The sequence below is a fragment of the Paenibacillus sp. P2(2022) genome (assembly GCF_029522175.1).
GTDB lineage: Bacteria > Bacillota > Bacilli > Paenibacillales > Paenibacillaceae > Paenibacillus > Paenibacillus polymyxa.
Map to the genome: position 1 here is coordinate 179,828 of NZ_JAKWFI010000004.1, position 20,674 is coordinate 200,501.

The 20,674-nt window shown below is 45.4% G+C and carries 18 protein-coding genes; 9 read left to right on the forward strand and 9 right to left on the reverse strand.

From position 1 onward, the window contains the following. Positions 1 to 107 precede the first annotated feature (107 nt). The 4 genes from queC (at position 108) to queF (ending at position 3,075) form a co-directional block, all read left to right on the forward strand. Positions 108 to 791, forward strand: a complete 684-nt coding sequence (gene queC, locus MMB75_RS15310; RefSeq protein ID WP_016821332.1) for a 7-cyano-7-deazaguanine synthase QueC — start codon at positions 108 to 110, stop codon at positions 789 to 791. Beyond that, positions 784 to 1,275 carry a 6-carboxytetrahydropterin synthase QueD gene (gene queD, locus MMB75_RS15315; RefSeq protein WP_016821333.1) on the forward strand — a complete coding sequence of 164 codons (492 nt, stop codon included), beginning with the start codon at positions 784 to 786 and terminating at the stop codon, positions 1,273 to 1,275. Before queC ends, queD begins: the two co-directional genes overlap by 8 nt. After that, positions 1,268 to 2,131, forward strand: a complete 864-nt coding sequence (gene queE / locus MMB75_RS15320) for a 7-carboxy-7-deazaguanine synthase QueE (protein WP_045244111.1) — start codon at positions 1,268 to 1,270, stop codon at positions 2,129 to 2,131. Before queD ends, queE begins: the two co-directional genes overlap by 8 nt. Positions 2,132 to 2,577: 446 nt before the next feature. Beyond that, complete coding sequence (gene queF, locus MMB75_RS15325; RefSeq protein WP_016821335.1) at positions 2,578 to 3,075, forward strand: preQ(1) synthase; 498 nt, start codon at positions 2,578 to 2,580, stop codon at positions 3,073 to 3,075. A gap of 135 nt (positions 3,076 to 3,210) precedes the next feature. Here queF and MMB75_RS15330 read toward each other — a convergent pair whose 3' ends face one another. From MMB75_RS15330 to MMB75_RS15350, 5 genes are all read right to left on the reverse strand, one after another. Further along, positions 3,211 to 4,044 (reverse strand): AraC family transcriptional regulator, encoded by an 834-nt coding sequence (locus MMB75_RS15330; protein WP_016821336.1) that lies wholly within the window; start codon positions 4,042 to 4,044, stop codon positions 3,211 to 3,213. Between the two features lie 214 nt (positions 4,045 to 4,258). Beyond that, positions 4,259 to 5,650 (reverse strand): glycoside hydrolase family 32 protein, encoded by a 1,392-nt coding sequence (locus MMB75_RS15335; protein ID WP_016821337.1) that lies wholly within the window; start codon positions 5,648 to 5,650, stop codon positions 4,259 to 4,261. Further along, positions 5,643 to 7,901: a beta-glucosidase BglX gene (bglX, locus tag MMB75_RS15340; RefSeq protein WP_016821338.1), complete on the reverse strand. Its 2,259-nt coding sequence runs from the start codon at positions 7,899 to 7,901 to the stop codon at positions 5,643 to 5,645. Before bglX ends, MMB75_RS15335 begins: the two co-directional genes overlap by 8 nt. A gap of 29 nt (positions 7,902 to 7,930) precedes the next feature. After that, positions 7,931 to 9,337 carry a sucrose-specific PTS transporter subunit IIBC gene (locus tag MMB75_RS15345; protein ID WP_045244112.1) on the reverse strand — a complete coding sequence of 469 codons (1,407 nt, stop codon included), beginning with the start codon at positions 9,335 to 9,337 and terminating at the stop codon, positions 7,931 to 7,933. 278 nt (positions 9,338 to 9,615) lie between these two features. Beyond that, the gene (locus MMB75_RS15350; protein ID WP_045244113.1) at positions 9,616 to 11,385 is read right to left on the reverse strand and encodes an acid phosphatase; all 1,770 of its coding nucleotides are present in this window, start codon (positions 11,383 to 11,385) and stop codon (positions 9,616 to 9,618) included. 285 nt (positions 11,386 to 11,670) lie between these two features. Between MMB75_RS15350 and MMB75_RS15355 the strand changes: the two genes are divergently transcribed. After that, the gene (locus MMB75_RS15355; RefSeq protein WP_045244114.1) at positions 11,671 to 12,357 is read left to right on the forward strand and encodes a hypothetical protein; all 687 of its coding nucleotides are present in this window, start codon (positions 11,671 to 11,673) and stop codon (positions 12,355 to 12,357) included. A 207-nt stretch (positions 12,358 to 12,564) separates the two neighbouring features. Next, complete coding sequence (locus MMB75_RS15360) at positions 12,565 to 13,833, forward strand: MFS transporter (RefSeq protein ID WP_019686352.1); 1,269 nt, start codon at positions 12,565 to 12,567, stop codon at positions 13,831 to 13,833. Between the two features lie 112 nt (positions 13,834 to 13,945). Here the strand turns inward: MMB75_RS15360 and MMB75_RS15365 are convergent, their stop codons facing one another. Then, positions 13,946 to 14,869, reverse strand: coding sequence for an EcsC family protein (locus MMB75_RS15365; protein ID WP_045244115.1), 924 nt, complete (start codon positions 14,867 to 14,869; stop codon positions 13,946 to 13,948). A 132-nt stretch (positions 14,870 to 15,001) separates the two neighbouring features. Here MMB75_RS15365 and MMB75_RS15370 point away from each other — a divergent pair, with 132 nt between their 5' ends. Beyond that, complete coding sequence (locus MMB75_RS15370; RefSeq protein ID WP_080942658.1) at positions 15,002 to 15,478, forward strand: GNAT family N-acetyltransferase; 477 nt, start codon at positions 15,002 to 15,004, stop codon at positions 15,476 to 15,478. Between the two features lie 63 nt (positions 15,479 to 15,541). On the opposite strand, the gene MMB75_RS15375 is transcribed toward MMB75_RS15370, so the two are convergent. Further along, positions 15,542 to 15,967 (reverse strand): Lrp/AsnC family transcriptional regulator, encoded by a 426-nt coding sequence (locus MMB75_RS15375; protein ID WP_025364208.1) that lies wholly within the window; start codon positions 15,965 to 15,967, stop codon positions 15,542 to 15,544. Between the two features lie 159 nt (positions 15,968 to 16,126). Between MMB75_RS15375 and MMB75_RS15380 the strand changes: the two genes are divergently transcribed. Together MMB75_RS15380 and MMB75_RS15385 are read left to right on the forward strand one after the other, a co-directional pair. Further along, positions 16,127 to 16,879, forward strand: coding sequence for an MBL fold metallo-hydrolase (locus MMB75_RS15380; protein ID WP_031463033.1), 753 nt, complete (start codon positions 16,127 to 16,129; stop codon positions 16,877 to 16,879). Positions 16,880 to 16,958: 79 nt separating this feature from the next. After that, positions 16,959 to 17,864 (forward strand): glucose 1-dehydrogenase, encoded by a 906-nt coding sequence (locus tag MMB75_RS15385; RefSeq protein WP_016821348.1) that lies wholly within the window; start codon positions 16,959 to 16,961, stop codon positions 17,862 to 17,864. Positions 17,865 to 17,969: 105 nt separating this feature from the next. On the opposite strand, the gene mmsB is transcribed toward MMB75_RS15385, so the two are convergent. After that, positions 17,970 to 19,133 carry a multiple monosaccharide ABC transporter permease gene (gene mmsB / locus MMB75_RS15390; RefSeq protein WP_016821349.1) on the reverse strand — a complete coding sequence of 388 codons (1,164 nt, stop codon included), beginning with the start codon at positions 19,131 to 19,133 and terminating at the stop codon, positions 17,970 to 17,972. After that, the gene (gene mmsA, locus MMB75_RS15395; protein WP_031463032.1) at positions 19,117 to 20,667 is read right to left on the reverse strand and encodes a multiple monosaccharide ABC transporter ATP-binding protein; all 1,551 of its coding nucleotides are present in this window, start codon (positions 20,665 to 20,667) and stop codon (positions 19,117 to 19,119) included. The genes mmsB and mmsA overlap by 17 nt, the downstream gene beginning before the upstream one ends. Between the last annotated feature and the right edge of the window lie 7 nt (positions 20,668 to 20,674).

Below are 20,674 nucleotides of genomic sequence, written 5' to 3' on the forward strand. Positions count from 1 at the left end.
GCGGGGCAAGGCCTGTTTTTTGTTGAAGCCGGTTCAAGAACTCTCCTTCTTCCACGTGACAAGACTCTGTGTCTTACACCATTCCAAGAAGATCGAGAGGTTTTTTTATGTTTACAAACGAAAAAGCAGTCGTCGTATTCAGCGGCGGCCAAGACAGTACAACCTGTTTATTTTGGGCAAAAAAACATTTTGCCGAAGTAGAAACTGTGACGTTCGATTACGGTCAGCGCCACAAGCAGGAAATTGAAGTTGCCGCCGGAATCGCCAGCGAGCTGGGTGTTCCGCAAACGGTACTGGATATGAGCCTGCTCAACCAACTTGCCCCGAATGCCCTCACACGCACCGACATTGACATTACTCAAGAGGAAGGCGAACTGCCTAGCACCTTTGTAGACGGTCGTAATCTATTGTTCCTAAGCTTCGCAGCGGTTCTCGCCAAGCAAAAAGGAGCGCGCCACATCATTACAGGCGTTTGCGAGACAGATTTCAGCGGCTATCCCGATTGCCGGGATTCCTTTATTAAATCGCTGAACGTCACACTGAACCTTTCGATGGACTATCCCTTTGTGATTCACACCCCGCTCATGTGGTTGAACAAGGCCGAAACCTGGCAAATGGCCGATGAGCTGAAAGCTTTTGAATTTGTAAGAACCCGTACACTAACGTGCTATAACGGCATCATTGGCGATGGCTGTGGCGAATGTCCTGCTTGCAATCTTCGTCGTGCTGGACTGGAGCAGTATCTTGCAGTTCGCGGCGCTTCGTCCCAAGGAGCTGAAGGCCATGCGTGAGCCAGGTACCTTTCGTATTGTCGACAAGCTCCAGCAGTTCGGGACAGACATTGAACGCTCTCAGTTGCGTTATCACCGCAAGCGTGTACTCGTAAGCAAACAATTTACGTTCGATGCAGCCCACCATTTGCACTGTTACGAAGGCAAATGCAAAAATCTGCACGGACATACTTATATCGTCGTATTTGGCATAAGCGGTATCCCGAGCGAAATAGGTCTAACGCTGGATTTTGGTGATATCAAAACGATCTGGAAAGAGCGAATTGAGCCTTTTCTGGACCACCGTTACTTGAATGAAACGCTCCCTCCAATGAATACAACGGCAGAAAACATGGTCGTCTGGATCTTTGAACAAATGGAGTCAGCCCTGACCTCGGATGCATACTGCAATCGTGTTGAAGGCGGACGTACCGAGTTTGTACGACTGTTCGAGACACCTACCAGCTACGCCGAATTCCGACGGGAGTGGATGTACGATGAGTAATACTGTAACTACTCACCAACCTATGGCAACCCCCGACAGGGCTAAAGCAGCCCCTATTCCTGTGCTGGAGGTGTTTGGTCCCACCGTGCAGGGCGAAGGTATGGTCATTGGTCGTAAAACGATGTTTGTTCGTACTGCAGGCTGCGATTACCATTGCTCATGGTGCGACTCCGCCTTTACCTGGGACGGCAGCGCCAAGGATCAAATCCGTCGTCTCAGTGCCACTGATATTTGGCAGGAACTACAGTCCATCGGCGGCGAACGGTTCTCACATGTGACCCTTTCCGGAGGCAATCCCGCCCTGCTGCCACAGCTCGGGACGCTGATTACCCTGTTACGCAGTCAAGGCATTGCCACAGCTGTCGAAACACAAGGCTCCCGTTGGCAGGAATGGCTGTACGATATTGATGAGGTGACCTTATCCCCGAAGCCGCCCAGCTCTGGCATGACGACCAACTGGGACGTGCTGGATGATATCGTGGCCCGTCTGACCAACCGGAAAATGGCTGGAGCGTCCAAGTCTACAACAAACGTCTCAGTTACAACGTGCACCCAGGAATCAAATAATGAATCGGTCAGACTATATGCTGGAGCATGCAGCCTGAAGGTCGTCATCTTCGATGACACCGATCTCGCCTATGCCCGCACCGTTCATGAGCGCTATCCACACGTACCGTTGTTCCTCCAGACGGGTAATCCAGATGTGAACACGGAGAACACCGGGCAGATCGCAGAGTCTCTTTTACATCGTTATGAATGGCTTATCGACCGTATCATGGACGATTCCCAACTCAACGATGTAAGAGTACTCCCGCAGCTCCACACCCTCGTATGGGGCAACAAACGCGGCGTATAACACGTATATACAATATATTCCATGCGAGCTGTATGTGATACACAAGATACACCAAATTAGTCGAAGTACACCCTCGACGCCCAAAGCCATATAAAAAGAGAGAAACCCTCGTCCGCAAGGACGGGGTTTCTCAATAAAATAACGCTCCTTAATATAAGGAGCGAAATTTCACTTCTGCCCAACCCACATGTAAACGGGTAGGGACTTTATGGTGTTGACGGCGGTCAGCAGCGGAGCGGAGGATTTGAAGCTGGAGAAGCGTTAGCGTTCGCCTTTGAAATGGGATTCTAACCTATATATCTTTTATCAGAAAGAATCCCATTTCAACAGCGATCGGAAGCTCAAATCCTTCGCGAAGCGTCGCCTAACCGAACCGAACCTCCCCACCACCATAACTCCCTCTCTCTTTTACCAAACTAAACCAACTTTAAGGAGCCTCACTCAATATGACCGGAAGAAAACCCGAAGAAATGACCGACGTTACCCTACTTGGCAATCAAGGCACACAATACACTTTTGCCTATGATCCCGCCATTCTCGAAAGCTTTGATAATAAACACCCTTACCGCGATTATTTTGTAAAATTCAATTGTCCAGAGTTCACCAGCCTGTGTCCGATCACAGGACAGCCTGATTTTGCAACCATCTACATCAGCTACATTCCTGATATTAAAATGGTTGAAAGTAAGTCCCTTAAGCTGTACCTATTCAGCTTCCGCAACCACGGTGATTTCCATGAAGACTGCGTCAATATCATCATGAATGACTTGATTAAGCTGATGGACCCTCGCTACATTGAAGTATGGGGCAAATTCACACCACGCGGCGGTATCTCTATCGACCCGTACACCAACTATGGCAAGCCGGGAACGAAGTATGAGCAAATCGCAGAACAACGTATGATGAACCATGATATGTATCCAGAGACGGTGGATAATCGATAGGCTGATCCTCTCTATGCGCTTGCATACAAATATAAATAAGGGGCTGTCCCAATAGTCATAAAATGACTCAAGGACAGCCCCCATATTTTTAGTCTATCGAAATCATTCATAAGAGTATAGCGCTTGTGGCGTCGTTTACACACTCAGATCAAATTTTGATTTTTTATATTCATAAGGGGTCTTACCCATAACTTCCTTAAAAGCTTTTCTAAAAGACTTCTCGTTGGGAAAGCCTGCCTCGTAAGAAATTTCTGTAAGTGACTTATTCGTTGTTTCCAATAAATCAATCGCCTTTTCCAAACAAAGAATTTGCTTGTACTCCGTAAACGTCTGACCTGTATATTCATGAAACATTCTCGACAAATAGGCCTCCGAATAGCCACATATTCGAGCTGTTTTCGCTAGGCTAATATTTTCAGCGTAATGTTCTTTAATAAAGTCCATGATCGTCTTTATCTTTTGCTGCTTTTCACTAAATACCTCCGGCTGTAGGTCTGCTGCCTCACTAAAATGATTAACAAGCAAATACTTAAGTTCAATAATTCGGCTTTGCTCTAAAATATAGTCATATTTCCCTTTGGAAATATGCAGGTTATATATATCCATAAATAACTCTCTTAATTTAGAAAGTATAGTATGTTCAACTTGTTGCTCTTGCGTGTTTAATTGGATGAATACTTGTTCATTGGCAAAAAAGGTAGCTGGAAATTGCAATACAACGACCTGGTTTTCCGTAATACTTTGGGTGGAGTGCGGTACATTGCTATTAATGAACAGTGCATCCTTTTCCATCAAAATGGTTATTTTTCCTTCATGCCACACCTTAAGACTTCCACTTGTACAGTAGATTAATTCCATATTACTGTGAAAATGCATAGGGATGACTCTTTCTGTATCTGTCGATTGAAACATAAAGAGGTTAATCATTTTTCTTCTGTCTATTTCAATATGTTCATATATTTTCTTCATACGACACCTCATCAACCAGCTATGAGTAATCAACAGTAATTATATTCAGTCATATACTCTAATACTCATACTATACCGATAGTAAAATGCCTACACAAGCTGAAATCTCTTCAGTCGACTAAGACAAAAAAAGGCAGTTCTTCTCGCAAACGGAGAAATGAACAGCCTTTCGTTGCCTGCTTGTAGCTCTCAGGTAAAAGATAAGAATAAAGTTTTAATGATTGATTATGGCATCACATTCCTGCAACTGATAAATCTCAATTTCTCCTTCATTGTCTCCTGCTTCAAGCACCATACTGCGTTGTTCCGTATCTTCCAGGAAATAACGCAGAGAAAATACTTCCTCGCCTTCGTTCACAAAGATCTCCAGACTTGAGCTTTCTATAAATATTTGCATGCCTGCAACTTGACTGGCTAACGTTGCTTTTCTGTACTCTCTCTGGTTCGTCAACCAGTTGGTTCTCCATACGGTTAAACTGTTTTCTTCCGAATCATAGGCAATTTCCACAGCATTTCTGACTATCATTTTGAAGTTCTCTGTAAGCTTCGAAAAATGAACATTGCACTCCACCTGCAGGGAAGGCAGCAGCCAAACCCTATTTTTGTGAATGTTCTCCTTGGAATGTACACCGTCCATTCTTAGCAATTGTAATTCCGGCAATGGTTTCTGGTATAGCACACCGTTAGACAATACGATTTCTCTAGGAAGAGTCAGCGCATGAATCCAGCCTTCCTGAATGGTGGGAACAGCCCTCTCTGCTTCTTCATTCATGGCGCTCATCCATCCGAACATAATGGTTCTATCATTCACCTTGAATGATTGTGGCGCGTAGAAATCAAACCCCCGATCAAGCTCTTTAAAATGGGCAAGGTTTCCGTTGAATTTTCCTGTACTCGTTAATTTCCCAACAACATATCCCGATTGGTTAGGGTTTCTATAATATTCGCCTGCTTCTGGTAAGCCCTGAGGAGAGAACACAAAAATATCATTTTCCGCAAATTGAAGTAGATCAGGGCATTCCCACATATATCCGAATTCATGATCATGGTCCAAAAATGATCCTTGGCATTCCCAATCAGACAAATCTATAGATTTGTAGATAAGCGCATCTCCAGTCAAATCCTCTCTTTGAGCGCCAACGATCAGCCACCAGTTCCCGTTCCGATCTCTCCATACTTTCGGGTCTCGGACATGTCTGGTATAGCCTTGTGGATGTTCAAACAAAGGACCCATTTTCTCGAAATGCTCCCCATCTTCCGAAATGGCTACGCATTGATAGCTTTCTCGGACTCCATCTTCCCTGATTACATTTCCTGTGTAAAACAGATACAGCTTTTCATCATGGACTATGGCGCCTCCGGAATAAATGCCGTCCTTGTCATACCATTCCGAAGGCTCAAGCGCGATGCCTTTCCTTTGCCAATGCACCAGATCGCTCGAAACTACATGGTCCCAGCATTTATTTCGATGTTCGGTTCCTTTGGGGTTCCACTGATAGAACACATGATATTGTTGATTGAAAAAGGCAAGTCCATTAGGATCGTTTAATAGCCCGTAAGGAGGAGTAATATGATATTTAAGATGATAAGCGTCGCTTTTATTCATGTTTATCCTCCGGTAACAAAGTAAAACTAAAGCTTAGCAAAATGTCCTGTGAGCTTGAACCGATATAAACCTCAAATTCACCTGGCTCACTCTTGTATTCCATTTCACGCCCATAAAATTTGAGCATGTCTTCATCAATTGAAAATTCCACAACTGTAGTCTCGCCGCTTTGTAAAAATACTTTTCTAAAGTCTTTTAATTCTTTCACTGGCCTTGCAACACTTGCAAATTTATCGTGAATATATAATTGAATCGTTTCTTTTCCATCATACGTTCCAGTGTTGGATACAGAAATACGGATATCCACTGACTCATTTGTTTTTATTTCCTTTTGGCTGACGGTTAATAGACTGTATTCAAATGAGGTATAAGATAAACCGTAGCCAAACGGATACAAGGGTTCGTTTACTTCATCTATATATCGGGACGCAAAGCGGTAAGATCCATTTTTCTTTAAATTCGGTCTCCCTGTATTCAGCTCATTGTAGTAGACCGGAATCTGACCGACGCTACGTGGAAAAGTCATTGCTAATTTCCCGGACGGATTTACTTTCCCATACAATATATTAGCCAGCGCTTCTCCGCCCATCGTTCCTGGATACCAGGCCTGAACTATAGCGTCAACCTTTTCAACAACATCGGTAAGGATCAAAGGTCTTCCACTATATACGATCAGAACGATCTTTTTGCCCAATAAGCTTAATTCATGAAGTAATCTCAATTGCGGCTCTGGCAGCGTCGGATTCGTTCGTGATCCACCTTCTCCGCTCTGATAAATACTTTCTCCCAAGGCAAGGACTATGACTTCTGCTTCATTTGCATGCCTAATGGCTTCTTGCAGTAGAGCTTCCTCGGACCTTGTTTCAACAGCCAGTTTGTCCGCATATTTATCGAAGGTTTCCCTTGCATCAAGAGGTAGCAGATAACTTCCTCTACATACCCAGAGATTGTCGGGGCCAACAAGCTGTAACAACCCCGTTTTCAAATTAATAGTGTCTGTCTGCTCTCCCTTGATCGCCCACATACCCAGGGTGGAATTTTCTTCTGCATAGGGACCCATTAAAGCTATCTTCGTTTCCTTTGACAATGGCAATACATTATTTTCGTTTTTCAGCAGCACAACGGATTCTTCTACCAAGGACAGTGCCGCTTGTTTATGTTCGTCTGACAGAATGCTGCTGGTTGAACGTTTAACGATTTCCTGTAATCCGCGGAACGGGTCCTCAAACAGCCCCAAATCATTTTTCAGCTGTAAGACACGGTATACAGCCTCATTCAGAAGCTCCAGCATATAGTCGTTACCAGATATTACATTCTTCAATTGATTAGCGTACACTGCCGTCTTCATATCCACATCCACACCCGCCAACAGTGCCAGCCTGGCGGCGGAAGTCTCATCTTCGGCATAACCATGCATGATTAACTCTTCAATAGCGGCGTAATCCGAGATCAATACACCGTCAAACTTCATTTCCTGTCTTAGTACGTCACGGTTAAGCCACTCGTTTCCAGTCGCAGGTATCCCATTCAACGTATTAAAAGCCGTCATGACAAGCTTGGCGCCCGCTTCTATTGCTGCTTGATATCCAGGTAAATAATATTCTCGCAATGCATGCTCCGATAGATCCACGGCATTGTATTCACGTCCCGCTACAGGTGCTCCATAAGCGGCAAAATGCTTGACACAAGCAGCAATTTTATTAGCTGGTACGGCTCCATCTTCCAAGTTGCTGCCCTGGATTCCCAGAACTACGCTTTGCGCATATTTCTGCGCCAGCAAGGTATCTTCTCCAGGTGATTCCATCACCCGCCCCCAGCGAGGATCTCTAACCATATCTACCATGGGGGAAAAGGTTACATGAATGCCTTCCTCGTAGCACTCCTGAGCAGCAATCGAAGCCGCATTCTCTATCCCCTCATAGTTCCAGCTACATGCTTGAGCAATCGGAATTGGGAAAATGGTTCGATAGCCATAGATAATATCCGCCATGAATAACAGTGGAATTTTATGAACTGATTTTTCCAAATAATCGGTTTGCAACCGGATTATTTTTTCCGGGTTGGTAATGTTTAATATGGAGCCCGTGTTATAAATATTATAGTCCGTGTTTAGCCCTAATTTTTTTAAAGGACCCGTCACAACCGTATCCATGTCTCCTTCAAAAAAATCACCAGTCAGTTGGATGAGCTGGCCGATCTTCTCTTCTATTGAAAGACTATTCAATTTTTCAAGCAATGTTTTGTTGTCCATGATTTTCTCCACCAAATTTTATTTATTCTCTATTTGTTCTCTATTTTTTCTTTAAATCCAAAGATCCACGTCAACGCAAATGCTACACCAAAACCGATTAAACAAACTAAAGCATACAGAAAAATTTGATTATTCAGATACAATAACAAGCCAGGTATAGCTGTAATCGACATGCCTGTGGCTTGAACATTAAAGATACGTGCGAAGAATCCTCCAACCGCTCCTCCAATCAAGCCCATCACGAATGGTTTACCATACCGAATGTTCACCCCAAAAATAGCCGGTTCTGTAATGCCCAGCAGTGCAGACACGGCAGAAGGATAGGCAATAGATTTGGTTTTTAATCTTTTCGATTTCAGGCCGACAGCTAACGCCGCACCTGCTTGTGCACAAATAGAGGCCGAGCTGATCGGGTTAACCATATTCCAGCCGCCATCCACCAGCATCTGTATTTCGATCAGGTTGAGCGCATGGTGCAGTCCGGTAACGACAATAATCTGATTAATGCCGCCATAAATAAATCCGCCAATGCCAAATGGCAATTTCAAAATAGCTGTAACGGCCGATAATATTAAAACCTCTACCTCATGGAAGATGGGACCAATCACGAACAAGCCCAGTACCAGTGTGAGCAACAATGTCAGAAACGGTGTTAGAATCAAGTCCAATGCCTCGGGAACGGATTTTCTAATTCTTTTCTCCATCATCGCTCCCACGATCCCTATAATGAACGCCGGCAGAACGGAACCCTGATAGCCTGCGATTTTAATAAAGCCCAAAAACAAAAGAGGCTCCTTCACATGTTGAGCGACATCCCAGGAAGTAGGTAAAGAAGGACTTACCAGCATGAGTCCGAGCAAAATTCCCAAGATCGGCGACCCGCCAAACACTCTGAATGCAGACCAGCAGACCAGCACGGGTAAAAATGCAAACGCGGTATCGGTCAGTATTTGCGTAAATAATATGAAATTCGCAGAAATATCATCCGGTGTAAGTCCAAATAACTGTAGCAGTGCAGGCTGAGTTACCAAGCCCCTAACTCCCATAAACAAGCCGGTAGCTACCAATGCAGGGATAATGGGAACGAATACATCTCCGAAAACCCGGATCATTCTTTTGAAAAAGTTATCATCTTGCGTGGAGGCCTTCTCTTTCAGCTCTGCCTTTGATGTAGCAGATACGTTCTGGCCGACCATCGCTTCGTAAACTTTGTTCACGGTACCGGTTCCAAAAATAATCTGATATTGTCCGGAGGTAAAAAAGACCCCTTTTGCCTTATCAATATTTTCAATAAATTCATCATCAATAATGTCCCTGTCTTTTACAATCAATCTCAACCGTGTAGCACAATGTGCCATAGAAATAATATTGTCTTCTCCGCCAAGCCCTTTAATGACATCCTGGGCTATTTTAGCGTATTCTTTCTCAAGACTCATCAGTCTTCTTCCTTTCCTCTGTTCCTCTTAGTTAGTCTGAACCTTTAAAACTTGGACTAATATGCTTCTTAAGAATAACATGACTGCGCTTTCAAACAGTGCGATTATTTTACTACATTAAGGTCAAATTTTGACCTTTTTATACCCTTGGCTATAAATAACTCCGAAAAATAGGCTTTGTACTGGAACAAAAAATGCACCTTCAGAATGGGCACTGGATAATACTTCATGGTTTATCCGGTGTATTCCAAAGGTGCACTTTTTATTGTCCTATTTGGTTACTTCGTGACTTTCAACTGAACACGATCAGCCGTATAGACAATCTTCACTTTATAATTGCTTGGCAAACCTGCTGCTTCAATAGAAGAGAATGCCCCAGTGCGTTTGCCGTAGGTTAAAATGGTGGCACCGCTAGCTGGTACATATTTGTTAGAAAAATTCAGGCGTAATTTTCCGTTAAGTTGGGCGGTTCCCTTAATTTTGAGTACATCATTTTTACTTTGCAGATTGAGTTCAAGCTTACCCTTGGCTGTTTGTTTGTAATTGCTGCCAACAATCAGCTTTCCAGCATTGTTTTTAAGAAGAGTTCCCCCGTTATTTGTAACTGTACCACTTCCGAAAGCTGTCTCCGAATTACCTTCAAGTACGCCTTGATCGATCTGTGTACCACCGGAATACGTATTGCTACCCATAAGCTTCAACGTACCTGTTCCCTTTTTAATCAGCTTTCCAACACCAGAAATATGGTTGCGCCAGCGATCCAATGCATTGAAACCGCCTTTGGAAGCGTCCATATTCACCGTAACATTATTGGCAAAAGCACCGTAGCCATCCGCAGCGGAAAACAGGTTCAAGCGTCCCCATCCTTCGGCATCGTCAAGCACAGGATAACCGGATGGAAGGCCTGTAGTGGCCAATACCCAACGGCGTTGTGTGCTGTCAAGGTAAGGTTGACGTGTCTCCAACAGCACTTCAGCTCCCTTAGGTACTGTCATTGGCGTCGTGGTTGGGTTAATTTGATTAAATCCATACGTTAATCGTTCATTATAATTTTTTTTGTTCGTAGCATAATTGCTGAAACGATCTGGGGCTGTACCTTTTTGGGACAGCAATTGTTTATGAGCATCCTGGTAAGCTGCTTTCTTCAAGTTGCTATTGGCTGGATCAGACAGGATGGCAGCAGCCATCGCCGTTGCCATGACGCGTCCTCCCATAACATCAAGCGGGGAATGCATGCCAGCAACAACACGATTATTGCCCAGCTCCGAAGCTCGTGTCAGCAATTCCTGATAACGCTCCGGCATGGCATAGGCCATAGCTATGGAACTGAGATATGCAGCATTGGTATGACCGCTAGGAAAGCCGCCATCATTAGTAGCATCAGATTTGAGAGCGGGGATCAGACTTGGGACAACCACCGAATTATCGCTCCAACGGAACGGACGAGGATAACTAAAGTAAGATTTGGCCGGGTTCGTCGTAGAGTAGTCCCCACGCAAGGTATTGACCAGATTCACGACGTTGCCGAGACTGGAGCTTATATCCCCTGCATTTGTTCCCTCATCTTCATATTTTTTAGTTGTGGCATCGGCCGGAACGTCGTTGATTGTTGTCGTGGCACCTGCCTTCTTTCGATATATATCAGTAAGCGAACCCAGACCGTCGATTACACTGTAGCTCTGATTTCGGCGGTCGTCCAAATAAGCCGCATCGGACTCACTGGAAGTTCGACGGGCAGCAATATCAATCACTTTTTGAATATTAGCGTCCAGTACACTGCTATTTAGCTTAGTCCCTGTGTCCCAGGTAGCCCCAGGAGTCCAAAGCTTATTAAATTCAGAGAGCAACCCGAGGGTCGGATTGGAGCTTTCCGTCTTATTAGCAGAACTATTATTTTTGTAATGATCTACGAAATATCCCCACGACGGTTCTGTTGGAGTTACTGTTGTTGGCAAGGTTGCTGCACTCGCGTAATTTCCACCCAGAGAACCTAGAAGTAATGGTACAGATAATAATGCAACTGATAGTGGTTTTCTTAGCAATTTCATTCTCAAATCAGATCCTCTCTTCTCTTGTGCTCTTCATCCTGTTTCTACGGAGCTATTATCTATACAACAAGTTGTATGACATAAAGAATCATATCTTAAGTTTGTTAAATAAAGAGCCTAGTTTTGTTAAATTCTTCTTGCTTATTTATATGTAAGAGGAATATCAACAACATTCAACATAGAATAGTTTTTATTGTTTGTAATACTTTCACCATGTTGATATGTGCTTATGATCAATATAGTTGGTGTATTGGACCATAAAATCTAATTAAGGTAGGTTGTCTTATGAGCGAGGAAACTATTGCTTTCAAATGTGGAGCGTGTAAACAGATACCAGATAAACCCCTGTTAGAAAACAAAGATTTTGAGATTGTAGCCATCGAAGATGCTATGGACTGGGCGGATTTCAAACATCATACTCCAGATCTAAATAGTGAAATATGGGAAAGAGCATTGATACCTCCGGTAAAAGGTGATTCAAAAAAAGTACAAGTATATTTTCCTTTTCATATGTCCGTTGGAGAAACTTTTTGGACTTTATTCAGACCTGCTTATTCACATTTTAATGGTTGGGAAGAGCAGCCTGATGAGATCAACTTCTCTGCGTTTATTAAATGTAGATTTGAAGACATCATATCCAAAAATGAAAAAAGAGCTTGGATCACTGTCAGAGTGGAGGAAGTCCTGTTATTGGAAAATGTATGTAATGAAATGCCATCCCGTGATGGAACAGGATATCTGGATTCATTTCATATGTTTGGAGAGGCTCAGCTATTGCAATATAAGGATTGGATTCTTCTTGATGCAAACGCACAAAGTAATCTTGGGATTTGGGCATTAATTAAAAGAGCTAAGGATGATAACCATTTGGTGGCATATGGCGAATGGGAATTTCATTCCAATTTAGTCTACTGTGGAAATCTAATAATCCCTGAAGACGAGTTGAACCAATTCATGCATGTTAGAGAGTAAAATGATAAGTAAAGGATATCTTATACAGATACAATACACTCAGAGCGAGATAATCTGTTGTAAATTAAAGGATCGAGCAATAAAGAGTATCCAGCAGGATGGGCAAGCAGCGATGAGTAAATAGGGTCTTTATCCCACTTTCAGCCATTTGCTGCAAATGGATTGCTTCCTATATCTTAAAATATACATACATACCCGGAGGTTGCCATGACTACTAAATCTGCTACAAAAAAAGAAACGGGCCAATCGCTCCCCCTCCAGGGGCCGCAAGCGAAAGGTACCGTTTTTGCGATTCTGATTGCCATCAGTTTCGTCCATCTGTTCAATGACTCGATTCAATCGGTCATTCCAGCGATCTTTCCGATCCTGAAGGAATCTATGAGTCTGAGCTACACGCAGATCGGCTGGATTTCATTCGCCATCAACTTTACAGCTTCGATCATGCAGCCTGTCATTGGCTTGTTTTCGGACAAACGACCTACGCCCGCTATCCTTCCCATCGGTATGGGCTTTACGCTGACCGGCATGCTGCTGCTCGCCTATGCTGCCGATTATAAAGCGGTGCTAATCGCAGTCATCTTCGTAGGTCTGGGCTCAGCTGCCTTTCACCCGGAAGGCTCGCGCGTGTCCCATATGGCGGCAGGATCACGCCGGGGATTGGCACAATCCATTTTCCAGGTTGGCGGCAATGCAGGTCAATCGCTGGCACCGATGCTCACAAGCTGGATTTTTATCCCGTTGGGGCAATTTGGCGCCATCTGGTTCACAGGTATTGCGGCAGCCGGGATTGTAGTGCAATCATTCATTGCCCGCTGGTACGGTAACGTCCTGCGTACAGAAGGCATTGCACGCAAAAAAGCGGCGACACGCCGCATGAAGCCCGAAGTGCGCAGCCGCATTATGTTTGCCATGATTGTCCTCATTCTGCTAGTATTTGTCCGTTCGTGGTATTCGACCTCGGTGGGAAGCTACTATTCGTTTTACCTGATGGAAGTATTTAAAATGCCATTGGCGGATGCACAGCTGTACATTTTCCTGTTCCTCGGGGCTGGAGCGCTAGGTACCTTCTTTGGTGGTCCGCTGGCAGACCGTTTTGGCAAGCGCAATATGATTTTTCTGTCCATGGTATTAGCTGCACCATTGGCGCTGCTGCTGCCTTATGCCAACCAATTCTGGACGGCGATCCTGCTGGCGATTATTGGATTTATTATGTTGTCCAGCTTTTCGGTCACAGTCGTATATGCACAGATGCTCGTGCCTGGCAAAATCGGGACGGTGTCCGGTCTCATTACGGGCCTGGCCTTTGGCCTTGGCGGTGTGGGTGCACTCGTGCTCGGCAACTGGATCGACAAAGTAGGCATCACCAACATTATGTTCCTATGCGGCTTTTTGCCACTGCTCGGCATTTTAACTTTCTTACTTCCTACAGACAAAACCCTGAATCGCTGGGCGGAAGAAAATGGAGCCGAAGTGTAACAGGCAACCGTGTGGCGGCCATCATTGGCCGCTGCACACCTTCATAAACAACTAACTCAAGCTACATTCCTCATTTCTACCCCACTCTTCATCTCTCCTCTATTCCTTACTTCTACTCCAACCCATTCTCTACTTCTGCTAAACGCTTTAAAATACGACGCTTCCGATATAGCATTTTCCCTGCTTCAGCTACGTCACTAATAGCGCTTCGATTGGCAATGGAGCCAAACAAAATGCCCGCAATCGGGACCATTTGCAGCAGCTTTTTCCATCCAAACTGATCACGATAGGTGTTAATGACCTCTTTCCAACCCTGCATCTGGGAAAAAACCTGTGCCTGACGTGAAGGATCATCGAACAAGGCCAGTTCCTCTAATACAGCTTTCTTCCCCACAATATCAGATGAAGCGAATTGCATACATTTAATAATAAAAATGCGCTCCTGCTTATCATGGGGGTTAAACCCATAGCACAAAGCGATTTCCTGAAGCACCTTGAGTGACAAGCCAAGCAAAATAGGGATATCCGCCGCAATTGTAAACACACCGCCAATCCCCGTGGTTGCTCCCTGAGCGGTGGCAAAGGTAATGCGACCCGACGTCATCTCGTCCGCAGTCTGATCCATGATCGTTAGCGGAAGCTCAGCCGCCTGCTTCAAATCCCACGTGGATTCGGCGCTATGTTCTGCATCTGCATTTTCCCCGGAATGGGGCTGATTCTCCGTATCCGAGGCGGAAGCTGCACCATTTTGCTGAATCATATATTCACGGGCCGTCTTGTTCAGCTTACTCAGGACTGTTTCTTCTTTCACCAAATATTTGCCACCATTTTGAATGAAGCTACCCATCTCGTTAAGCAACTGCTCCAGCTTGTCCTTAATGATTTTGGGCGTCAGCCGATCCAGCAGCATAAAGGGCCATCTGCCGATTTTTTCCCAGAAAAAAATATCCTTCTGCTCCTTCTCCCACTTTTCAATCTGCTTCAGCTCTTGGTGCAATACATCCTGACTTTCCCGATATTCTATAAGCGGCTTCATAAGCGTAGACGTCTCCTTTTGACTATGCTAGTTTATGTATGGATAATACGTAAGGAAGGCAAGTTCAGGTTTCTTTTTTTAGCAAACGAGATGTATAGAAAGTTTAAAATTTGTACAGATCGGAGTGTAATGATGAATAATGTAGGGCTTGTCCCTTACCATTGTGAGCATGATGCGATTTTACATACCTTTTATTTGCCCGATGAGCAGAAGCAATTTACTGGAATGCCAGCTGAAATGCTGGCACTGGCCAAGGAAGACCCACACCGCCATCCAGTCGTGATTACGGCTACTGGAAGGCCGGTTGGATTTTTCATTTTATACGATGGAGATGAATTAGCAGACTATACGAATACTTCTGAGGCACTGCTGCTGCGTGCGTTTTCTATTCATTATGCAGATCAGGGACAAGGGTTTGCTAAACAAGGACTGCTTCTGTTACCACAGTTCATCTCTACACACTTTCCACATATTCGCGAGATTGTACTAGGCGTCAATGCCCGTAATCTTTCTGCCCAAAGTCTATATCTCAAATGCGGCTTTATCGATGAAGGTAACACTAAAATGGGACAACACGGCTTGCAGCATATTTTTAAAATGAGCCTATAACACTGACTTCAATAGCCCTCGTAAACAAAAGCTTTCGGCACAAAATGCCGAAAGCTTTTATCATTAAATTTCGCCAATGGAAAAGCTCAATTTGTAGTTACCAAACTTCGTAAGTTCATCCAGCATAGCATTTAACTCTGACTGTGATGACATGCGCACCCGCATCCAATAACAGCCCTCCCCACTTACACGATGGATTTCGACAATAGAGGGATGCTCCCGTGCAAAAGTCTGAAAAGCACTGTGAGTCGTTCCTGAATTCAGAAAAACCGTAATAAAGGCATGAATCGTCTGCCCAATTTTCTCCGGGTTCCAGCGCAGTGTATAGCCTTCAATAATACCTGCATCCTGCATTTTTCGAACACGTGCCCCTACTGCTTGGCCTGTCAAATGAACTAGCTGACCGATCTCCTTATGCGTTAAAGAGCTGTCTTCAATTAAATGATGAAGAATACGCAGGTCGGTCTCATCAGGTACGAATAGTTCCATAGTTATTTTTCCTTTCATGATGAAACGAGAATGCTGGTTTTCCTTTCAGCAGGCCGTAGCCTGCATCTGCTTGCGTCAGATATGATTGTAGCAGAAACAAAGAACGGCCGAAAATACACTCGGTCAAAAAAACATTTACGATCAAAGGAGCTTCCATATATGAAAATCACACTAATCCGCAACGCAACCTTATGGATCGAATACGCTGGAGTAAAATTTCTGATTGATCCGATGCTGAGTGATGCTGGGATAAATCCGCCGGTGCCCAATACGGAAAACACTCTCCGCAATCCGCTGGTTCCCTTGCCACCACAATGGCAAACGCTTGGACAGCCTGACGTTGTCATCGTCACGCATTTGCATCTGGATCATTGGGACCCGGCAGCAGTACGCTGGCTGGACAAACAGCTTCCCGTCTTCTGCCAGCCCGGAAATGAAGAACAAATCATGGCTGACGGTTTTACACAGGTTACTCCGATTTCAGTGGCTGTTTCTGTGGGAGAAATTGAGATCAACCGTACTGCTGGACATCACGGTACCGGAGAAATCGGGGAACAGATGGGACCCGTATCCGGCTTTGTATTTCAGGCTCCAGGTGAGCCTGTCGTCTACGTGGCCGGGGATACCATTTGGTGCAGTGAAGTCGCGGAAGCACTGGATAAATACCGTCCTGACTGGACGATCGTGAACGCTGGAGGAGCGCGGTTTACAGTGGGTGATCCCATTATTATGACTGCCCAAGATGTAACAGTTGTTGCACAGCATGCCCCTTACACCCAAGTCGTTGCTGTCCATATGGAAGCCATCAACCATTGTGTACTGACTCGCTCCGAGCTTACGGAACATATCCATCGTGAAGGTCTGGAGAAGCGTGTCCATATTCCGGCAGATGGAGCGACGATTTCGACATAAGGCGATAACTCCCGATTCACCGTTTGCGCCTATTTCGAATATATTGGATTTCAAAACGCCTAAAAGAAGGGATTATTCAATGAATTGGCAATATCAGCATCCTTATTATGGTACAGAAACCCAATGTAAAGAAGTTCCGATTGCTTTTCCTCCCCAGCATCAATATAGACAGCCGGGGTTGGAATACCTGGTGGTTCCACGCCCTATCTTTGATAATCCAAAGTATATCGGTACGGGAAAGCTTCAGGATCGGGTGGCGATTATTAGCGGCGGGGACAGTGGCATTGGTCGCGCGGTTGCAGTCGCATTTGCCAAGGAAGGGGCCGATGTGGTCATTGCCTATCTCGATGAGCATCGAGATGCGATGGAGACCCGTGATGTCATTCACCGGCTTGGCCGACGTTGCTTGCTAATTCCAGGTGATCTAAGGCTTAGAAGCAACTGCTGTCTGGTTGTTCAAAAAACGATGGAAACCTTCGGTCGTATTGATATCCTCATTAATAATATGGGGATTCAGTTTGTGCGCGAATCCTATTTGGATATCAGTGAACAGCAGCTACGTGACACGTTTGATACGAATATTATTTCCTTCTTCCATATGACTACAGAAGCCTTGCCGTATATGCGGGCTGGGGCCAGCATCGTCAATACGGCATCGGTTACAGCCTATGTTGGGCAAAAAAATATGATTGACTATTCAGCTACCAAAGGAGCCATTGTCAGCTTCACGCGCGCTTTGGCTAATAATCTGGTCGATCAGGGTATTCGCGTGAATGCCATTGCTCCCGGTCCGATCTGGACTCCGCTGAATCCGGCCACACAGTCGACTGAAGTCATTCGCACCTTTGGCAGCAATACGCCGATGAAGCGTGCCGGGCAGCCTTATGAATTGGCCCCTGCCTATGTGCTGTTGGCTTCAGATGACGGCTCTTACATTACGGGCCAGACGCTGCATGTGAACGGCGGACAAATGGTGACGACTTAGTTGGGTTAGCTAATAGCCATAAAACCTAACAAAGCAAAAACCTCCAGCATCCACAGTTTCAAGTGGGACTGGAGGTTTGCTTATTTTACAATATTGAATATAAGCTTAAACTGATCTTTTGTTTTTGTTGTAAATATCGAAGGCAACCGCCAGCAGCAGTACCAAGCCCTTGATCCCTTGCTGCCAGTCAATACCGAGACCGATCAGAGACATACCGTTATTCAGTACGCCCATAACCAAGCCACCGATAATGGCTCCAAAAACCGTGCCGATTCCGCCCGACGCCGAAGCTCCACCGATAAAGCAAGCTGCGATGGCATCCAGCTCAAAGTTCGTACCTGCTCTCGGCGTAGCCGCGTTCAGACGTGCAGCAAAGATGAGACCAGAAATGGCAGCCAGTACGCCCATGTTGACAAATACCCAGAATGTTACTTTTTTCGTTTTGACACCAGACAGGCCCGCTGCCTTTTCATTTCCACCCAGCGCATACACATGGCGCCCCATAACCGTGCGGTTCATGACGAAGGAGTATACCACGATCAGGATGAACAGCAGGACGAGAATGTTCGGTATTCCCGCATAGCTCGCAAGCATGAAGGTAAACAGATTAATCACAGCAGCCACCACGATCAATTTGAGTACAAATAACACCTGTGACGGAACCTCAAATCCATATTTAAGCTGAGAGCGGCGTTCGCGAATTTCGTTCACGATAAACCATACCGTAAGTGCAATACCTACAATGATGGATACCAGGTTATAACCGGTAGATGAAAAATCGGGCAGAAAGCCTGAACTGATTTTCTGGAATCCCCCCGGAAAAGGAGAGATTGATTGGCCTTCCAGCACGATCATTGTTAATCCGCGGAAGAGCAGCATACCCGCCAAGGTAACGATAAATGCCGGAATACGTACATAAGCGACCCAGAACCCTTGCCATGCCCCAATTAACGCTCCGACCAGCAAAGCTGCAATCACAGCGACCCACGCTGGAAGCTGCCAATCGACCATCATAATGGCGGCAACCGCACCGACAAAAGCGGCTATGGAGCCGACGGACAAGTCAATATGCCCAGTGATGATAACCAGCACCATCCCGATCGCCAGCACGAGAATGTAGCTATTTTGCAGAATCAGATTGGTAATATTAATCGGCTTCAACAGCAAGCCGCCTGTCAGCACCTCAAACAAAATCATAATGACGACCAGCGCAATCATCATGCCATATTGGCGGATGTTATTTTTAAATAGTTTAGTTATGGTTTCCATGCTTCACGCCTCCTGACTTGGTCATATATCTCATCAACGTTTCCTGCGAAGCGTCCTCACGGCTAACCTCTCCGGTGATCCGCCCGGCATTCATAACATAAATCCGGTCACACAAGCCCAGTACCTCTGGCAGCTCGGACGAAATAACCAGTACCCCCTTGCCTTCAGCGGCAAGACGATGAATAATCGTATAAATTTCGTATTTTGCACCCACATCTATGCCGCGCGTCGGCTCATCCAGAATCAGAATATCCGGTCCGGCAAAAATCCATTTGCTCAGTACTACCTTCTGCTGATTGCCGCCACTCAGATTGCCCGTTTTCTGCAAAATACTTGGCGCTTTGATGTTCATGCTTTTTTTCATTTCCTCTGCAACGACGACTTCCTCCTGCTCATTAACTACAGCGCCCTTTGCCAGCTTGTTCAGACCGGTCAGCGAAATATTGCGCTTGATATCATCCATTAAAATGAGGCCGTACTCCTTGCGATCCTCCGTCACATAGGCAAAGCCGTTGTTAATTGCGTCCGTAACCGTGTTGTTCTGGATCGGCTTGCCGTCCTTAATCAGTTGACCCGAGATGTTGCGCCCGTATGACTTGCCAAAGATACTCATCGCCAGCTCGGTCCGTCCCGCCCCCATCAGCCCGGCAATGCCGACAATTTCACCACGGCGAATGTTCAAATTCACCTGATCCAGCACCTTGCGGTCCGCATGATGCTCGTGATACACTGTCCAGTCCTTTACTTCCAACACGACTTTGCCAATCTTGGCATGGCGTTCTGGATAACGGCTGGTCAAATCGCGTCCAACCATCCCGCTAATGATCCGATCCTCTGTGACCTCATCCTTTCTCATATCCAGCGTCTCAATCGTCTTCCCGTCCCGCAATATCGTAATCGAATCCGATACCTTTGCGACCTCATTCAGCTTGTGGGAGATCAGAATGCAGGAAATGCCCTGTTTTTTAAATTCCAGCATCAAATTAAGCAGATTTTCACTATCATCCTCATTCAATGCCGCTGTTGGTTCATCCAGAATAAGCAGCTTTACCTTTTTAGAGAGCGCTTTCGCAATTTCGACCAGTTGTTGCTTGCCGACCCCGATGTTCGTAACCAAGGTATTGGGGTTTTCACTCAACCCGACCTTGGACAGTAGCTCGCGTGTCCCGACAAAAGTCTCTTTCCAATCAATCACGCCACCGCTGGCGCGTTCGTTGCCCAGATAAATATTTTCTGCAATCGAGAGATACGGGATCAATGCCAGTTCCTGATGGATAATGACGATGCCCAATTCCTCGCTCTGCTTGATATCCTTGAACTCACACGTTTTGCCCTGGAAAATAATATCCCCTTCGTAGGTTCCATGTGGATATACACCACTCAGTACCTTCATCAACGTCGATTTTCCCGCCCCGTTCTCGCCACACAGCGAATGAATCTCGCCTTCCTTGACCTTGAGATTCACATTTTCCAATGCCTTTACGCCAGGAAAGGTTTTGGTAATTCCCTTCATTTCCAAAATGATTCCAGTCATGGGATAC

Excerpts from the sequence above, each read along its gene's own strand:
- MMB75_RS15365 (WP_045244115.1), bottom strand. The coding sequence starts at position 14,869 with ATGAAGCCGCTTATAGAATATCGGGAAAGTCAGGATGTATTGCACCAA.
- MMB75_RS15330 (WP_016821336.1), bottom strand. The coding sequence starts at position 4,044 with ATGAAGAAAATATATGAACATATTGAAATAGACAGAAGAAAAATGATT.
- mmsB (WP_016821349.1), bottom strand. The coding sequence starts at position 19,133 with ATGGAAACCATAACTAAACTATTTAAAAATAACATCCGCCAATATGGC.
- queE (WP_045244111.1), top strand. The coding sequence starts at position 1,268 with ATGAGTAATACTGTAACTACTCACCAACCTATGGCAACCCCCGACAGG.
- MMB75_RS15360 (WP_019686352.1), top strand. The coding sequence starts at position 12,565 with ATGACTACTAAATCTGCTACAAAAAAAGAAACGGGCCAATCGCTCCCC.
- MMB75_RS15350 (WP_045244113.1), bottom strand. The coding sequence starts at position 11,385 with ATGAAATTGCTAAGAAAACCACTATCAGTTGCATTATTATCTGTACCA.
- MMB75_RS15385 (WP_016821348.1), top strand. The coding sequence starts at position 16,959 with ATGAATTGGCAATATCAGCATCCTTATTATGGTACAGAAACCCAATGT.
- bglX (WP_016821338.1), bottom strand. The coding sequence starts at position 7,901 with ATGGACAACAAAACATTGCTTGAAAAATTGAATAGTCTTTCAATAGAA.
- MMB75_RS15370 (WP_080942658.1), top strand. The coding sequence starts at position 15,002 with ATGAATAATGTAGGGCTTGTCCCTTACCATTGTGAGCATGATGCGATT.
- MMB75_RS15380 (WP_031463033.1), top strand. The coding sequence starts at position 16,127 with ATGAAAATCACACTAATCCGCAACGCAACCTTATGGATCGAATACGCT.
- MMB75_RS15375 (WP_025364208.1), bottom strand. The coding sequence starts at position 15,967 with ATGGAACTATTCGTACCTGATGAGACCGACCTGCGTATTCTTCATCAT.
- queC (WP_016821332.1), top strand. The coding sequence starts at position 108 with ATGTTTACAAACGAAAAAGCAGTCGTCGTATTCAGCGGCGGCCAAGAC.
- MMB75_RS15345 (WP_045244112.1), bottom strand. The coding sequence starts at position 9,337 with ATGAGTCTTGAGAAAGAATACGCTAAAATAGCCCAGGATGTCATTAAA.
- MMB75_RS15335 (WP_016821337.1), bottom strand. The coding sequence starts at position 5,650 with ATGAATAAAAGCGACGCTTATCATCTTAAATATCATATTACTCCTCCT.
- mmsA (WP_031463032.1), bottom strand. The coding sequence starts at position 20,667 with ATGACTGGAATCATTTTGGAAATGAAGGGAATTACCAAAACCTTTCCT.
- queD (WP_016821333.1), top strand. The coding sequence starts at position 784 with ATGCGTGAGCCAGGTACCTTTCGTATTGTCGACAAGCTCCAGCAGTTC.
- queF (WP_016821335.1), top strand. The coding sequence starts at position 2,578 with ATGACCGGAAGAAAACCCGAAGAAATGACCGACGTTACCCTACTTGGC.
- MMB75_RS15355 (WP_045244114.1), top strand. The coding sequence starts at position 11,671 with ATGAGCGAGGAAACTATTGCTTTCAAATGTGGAGCGTGTAAACAGATA.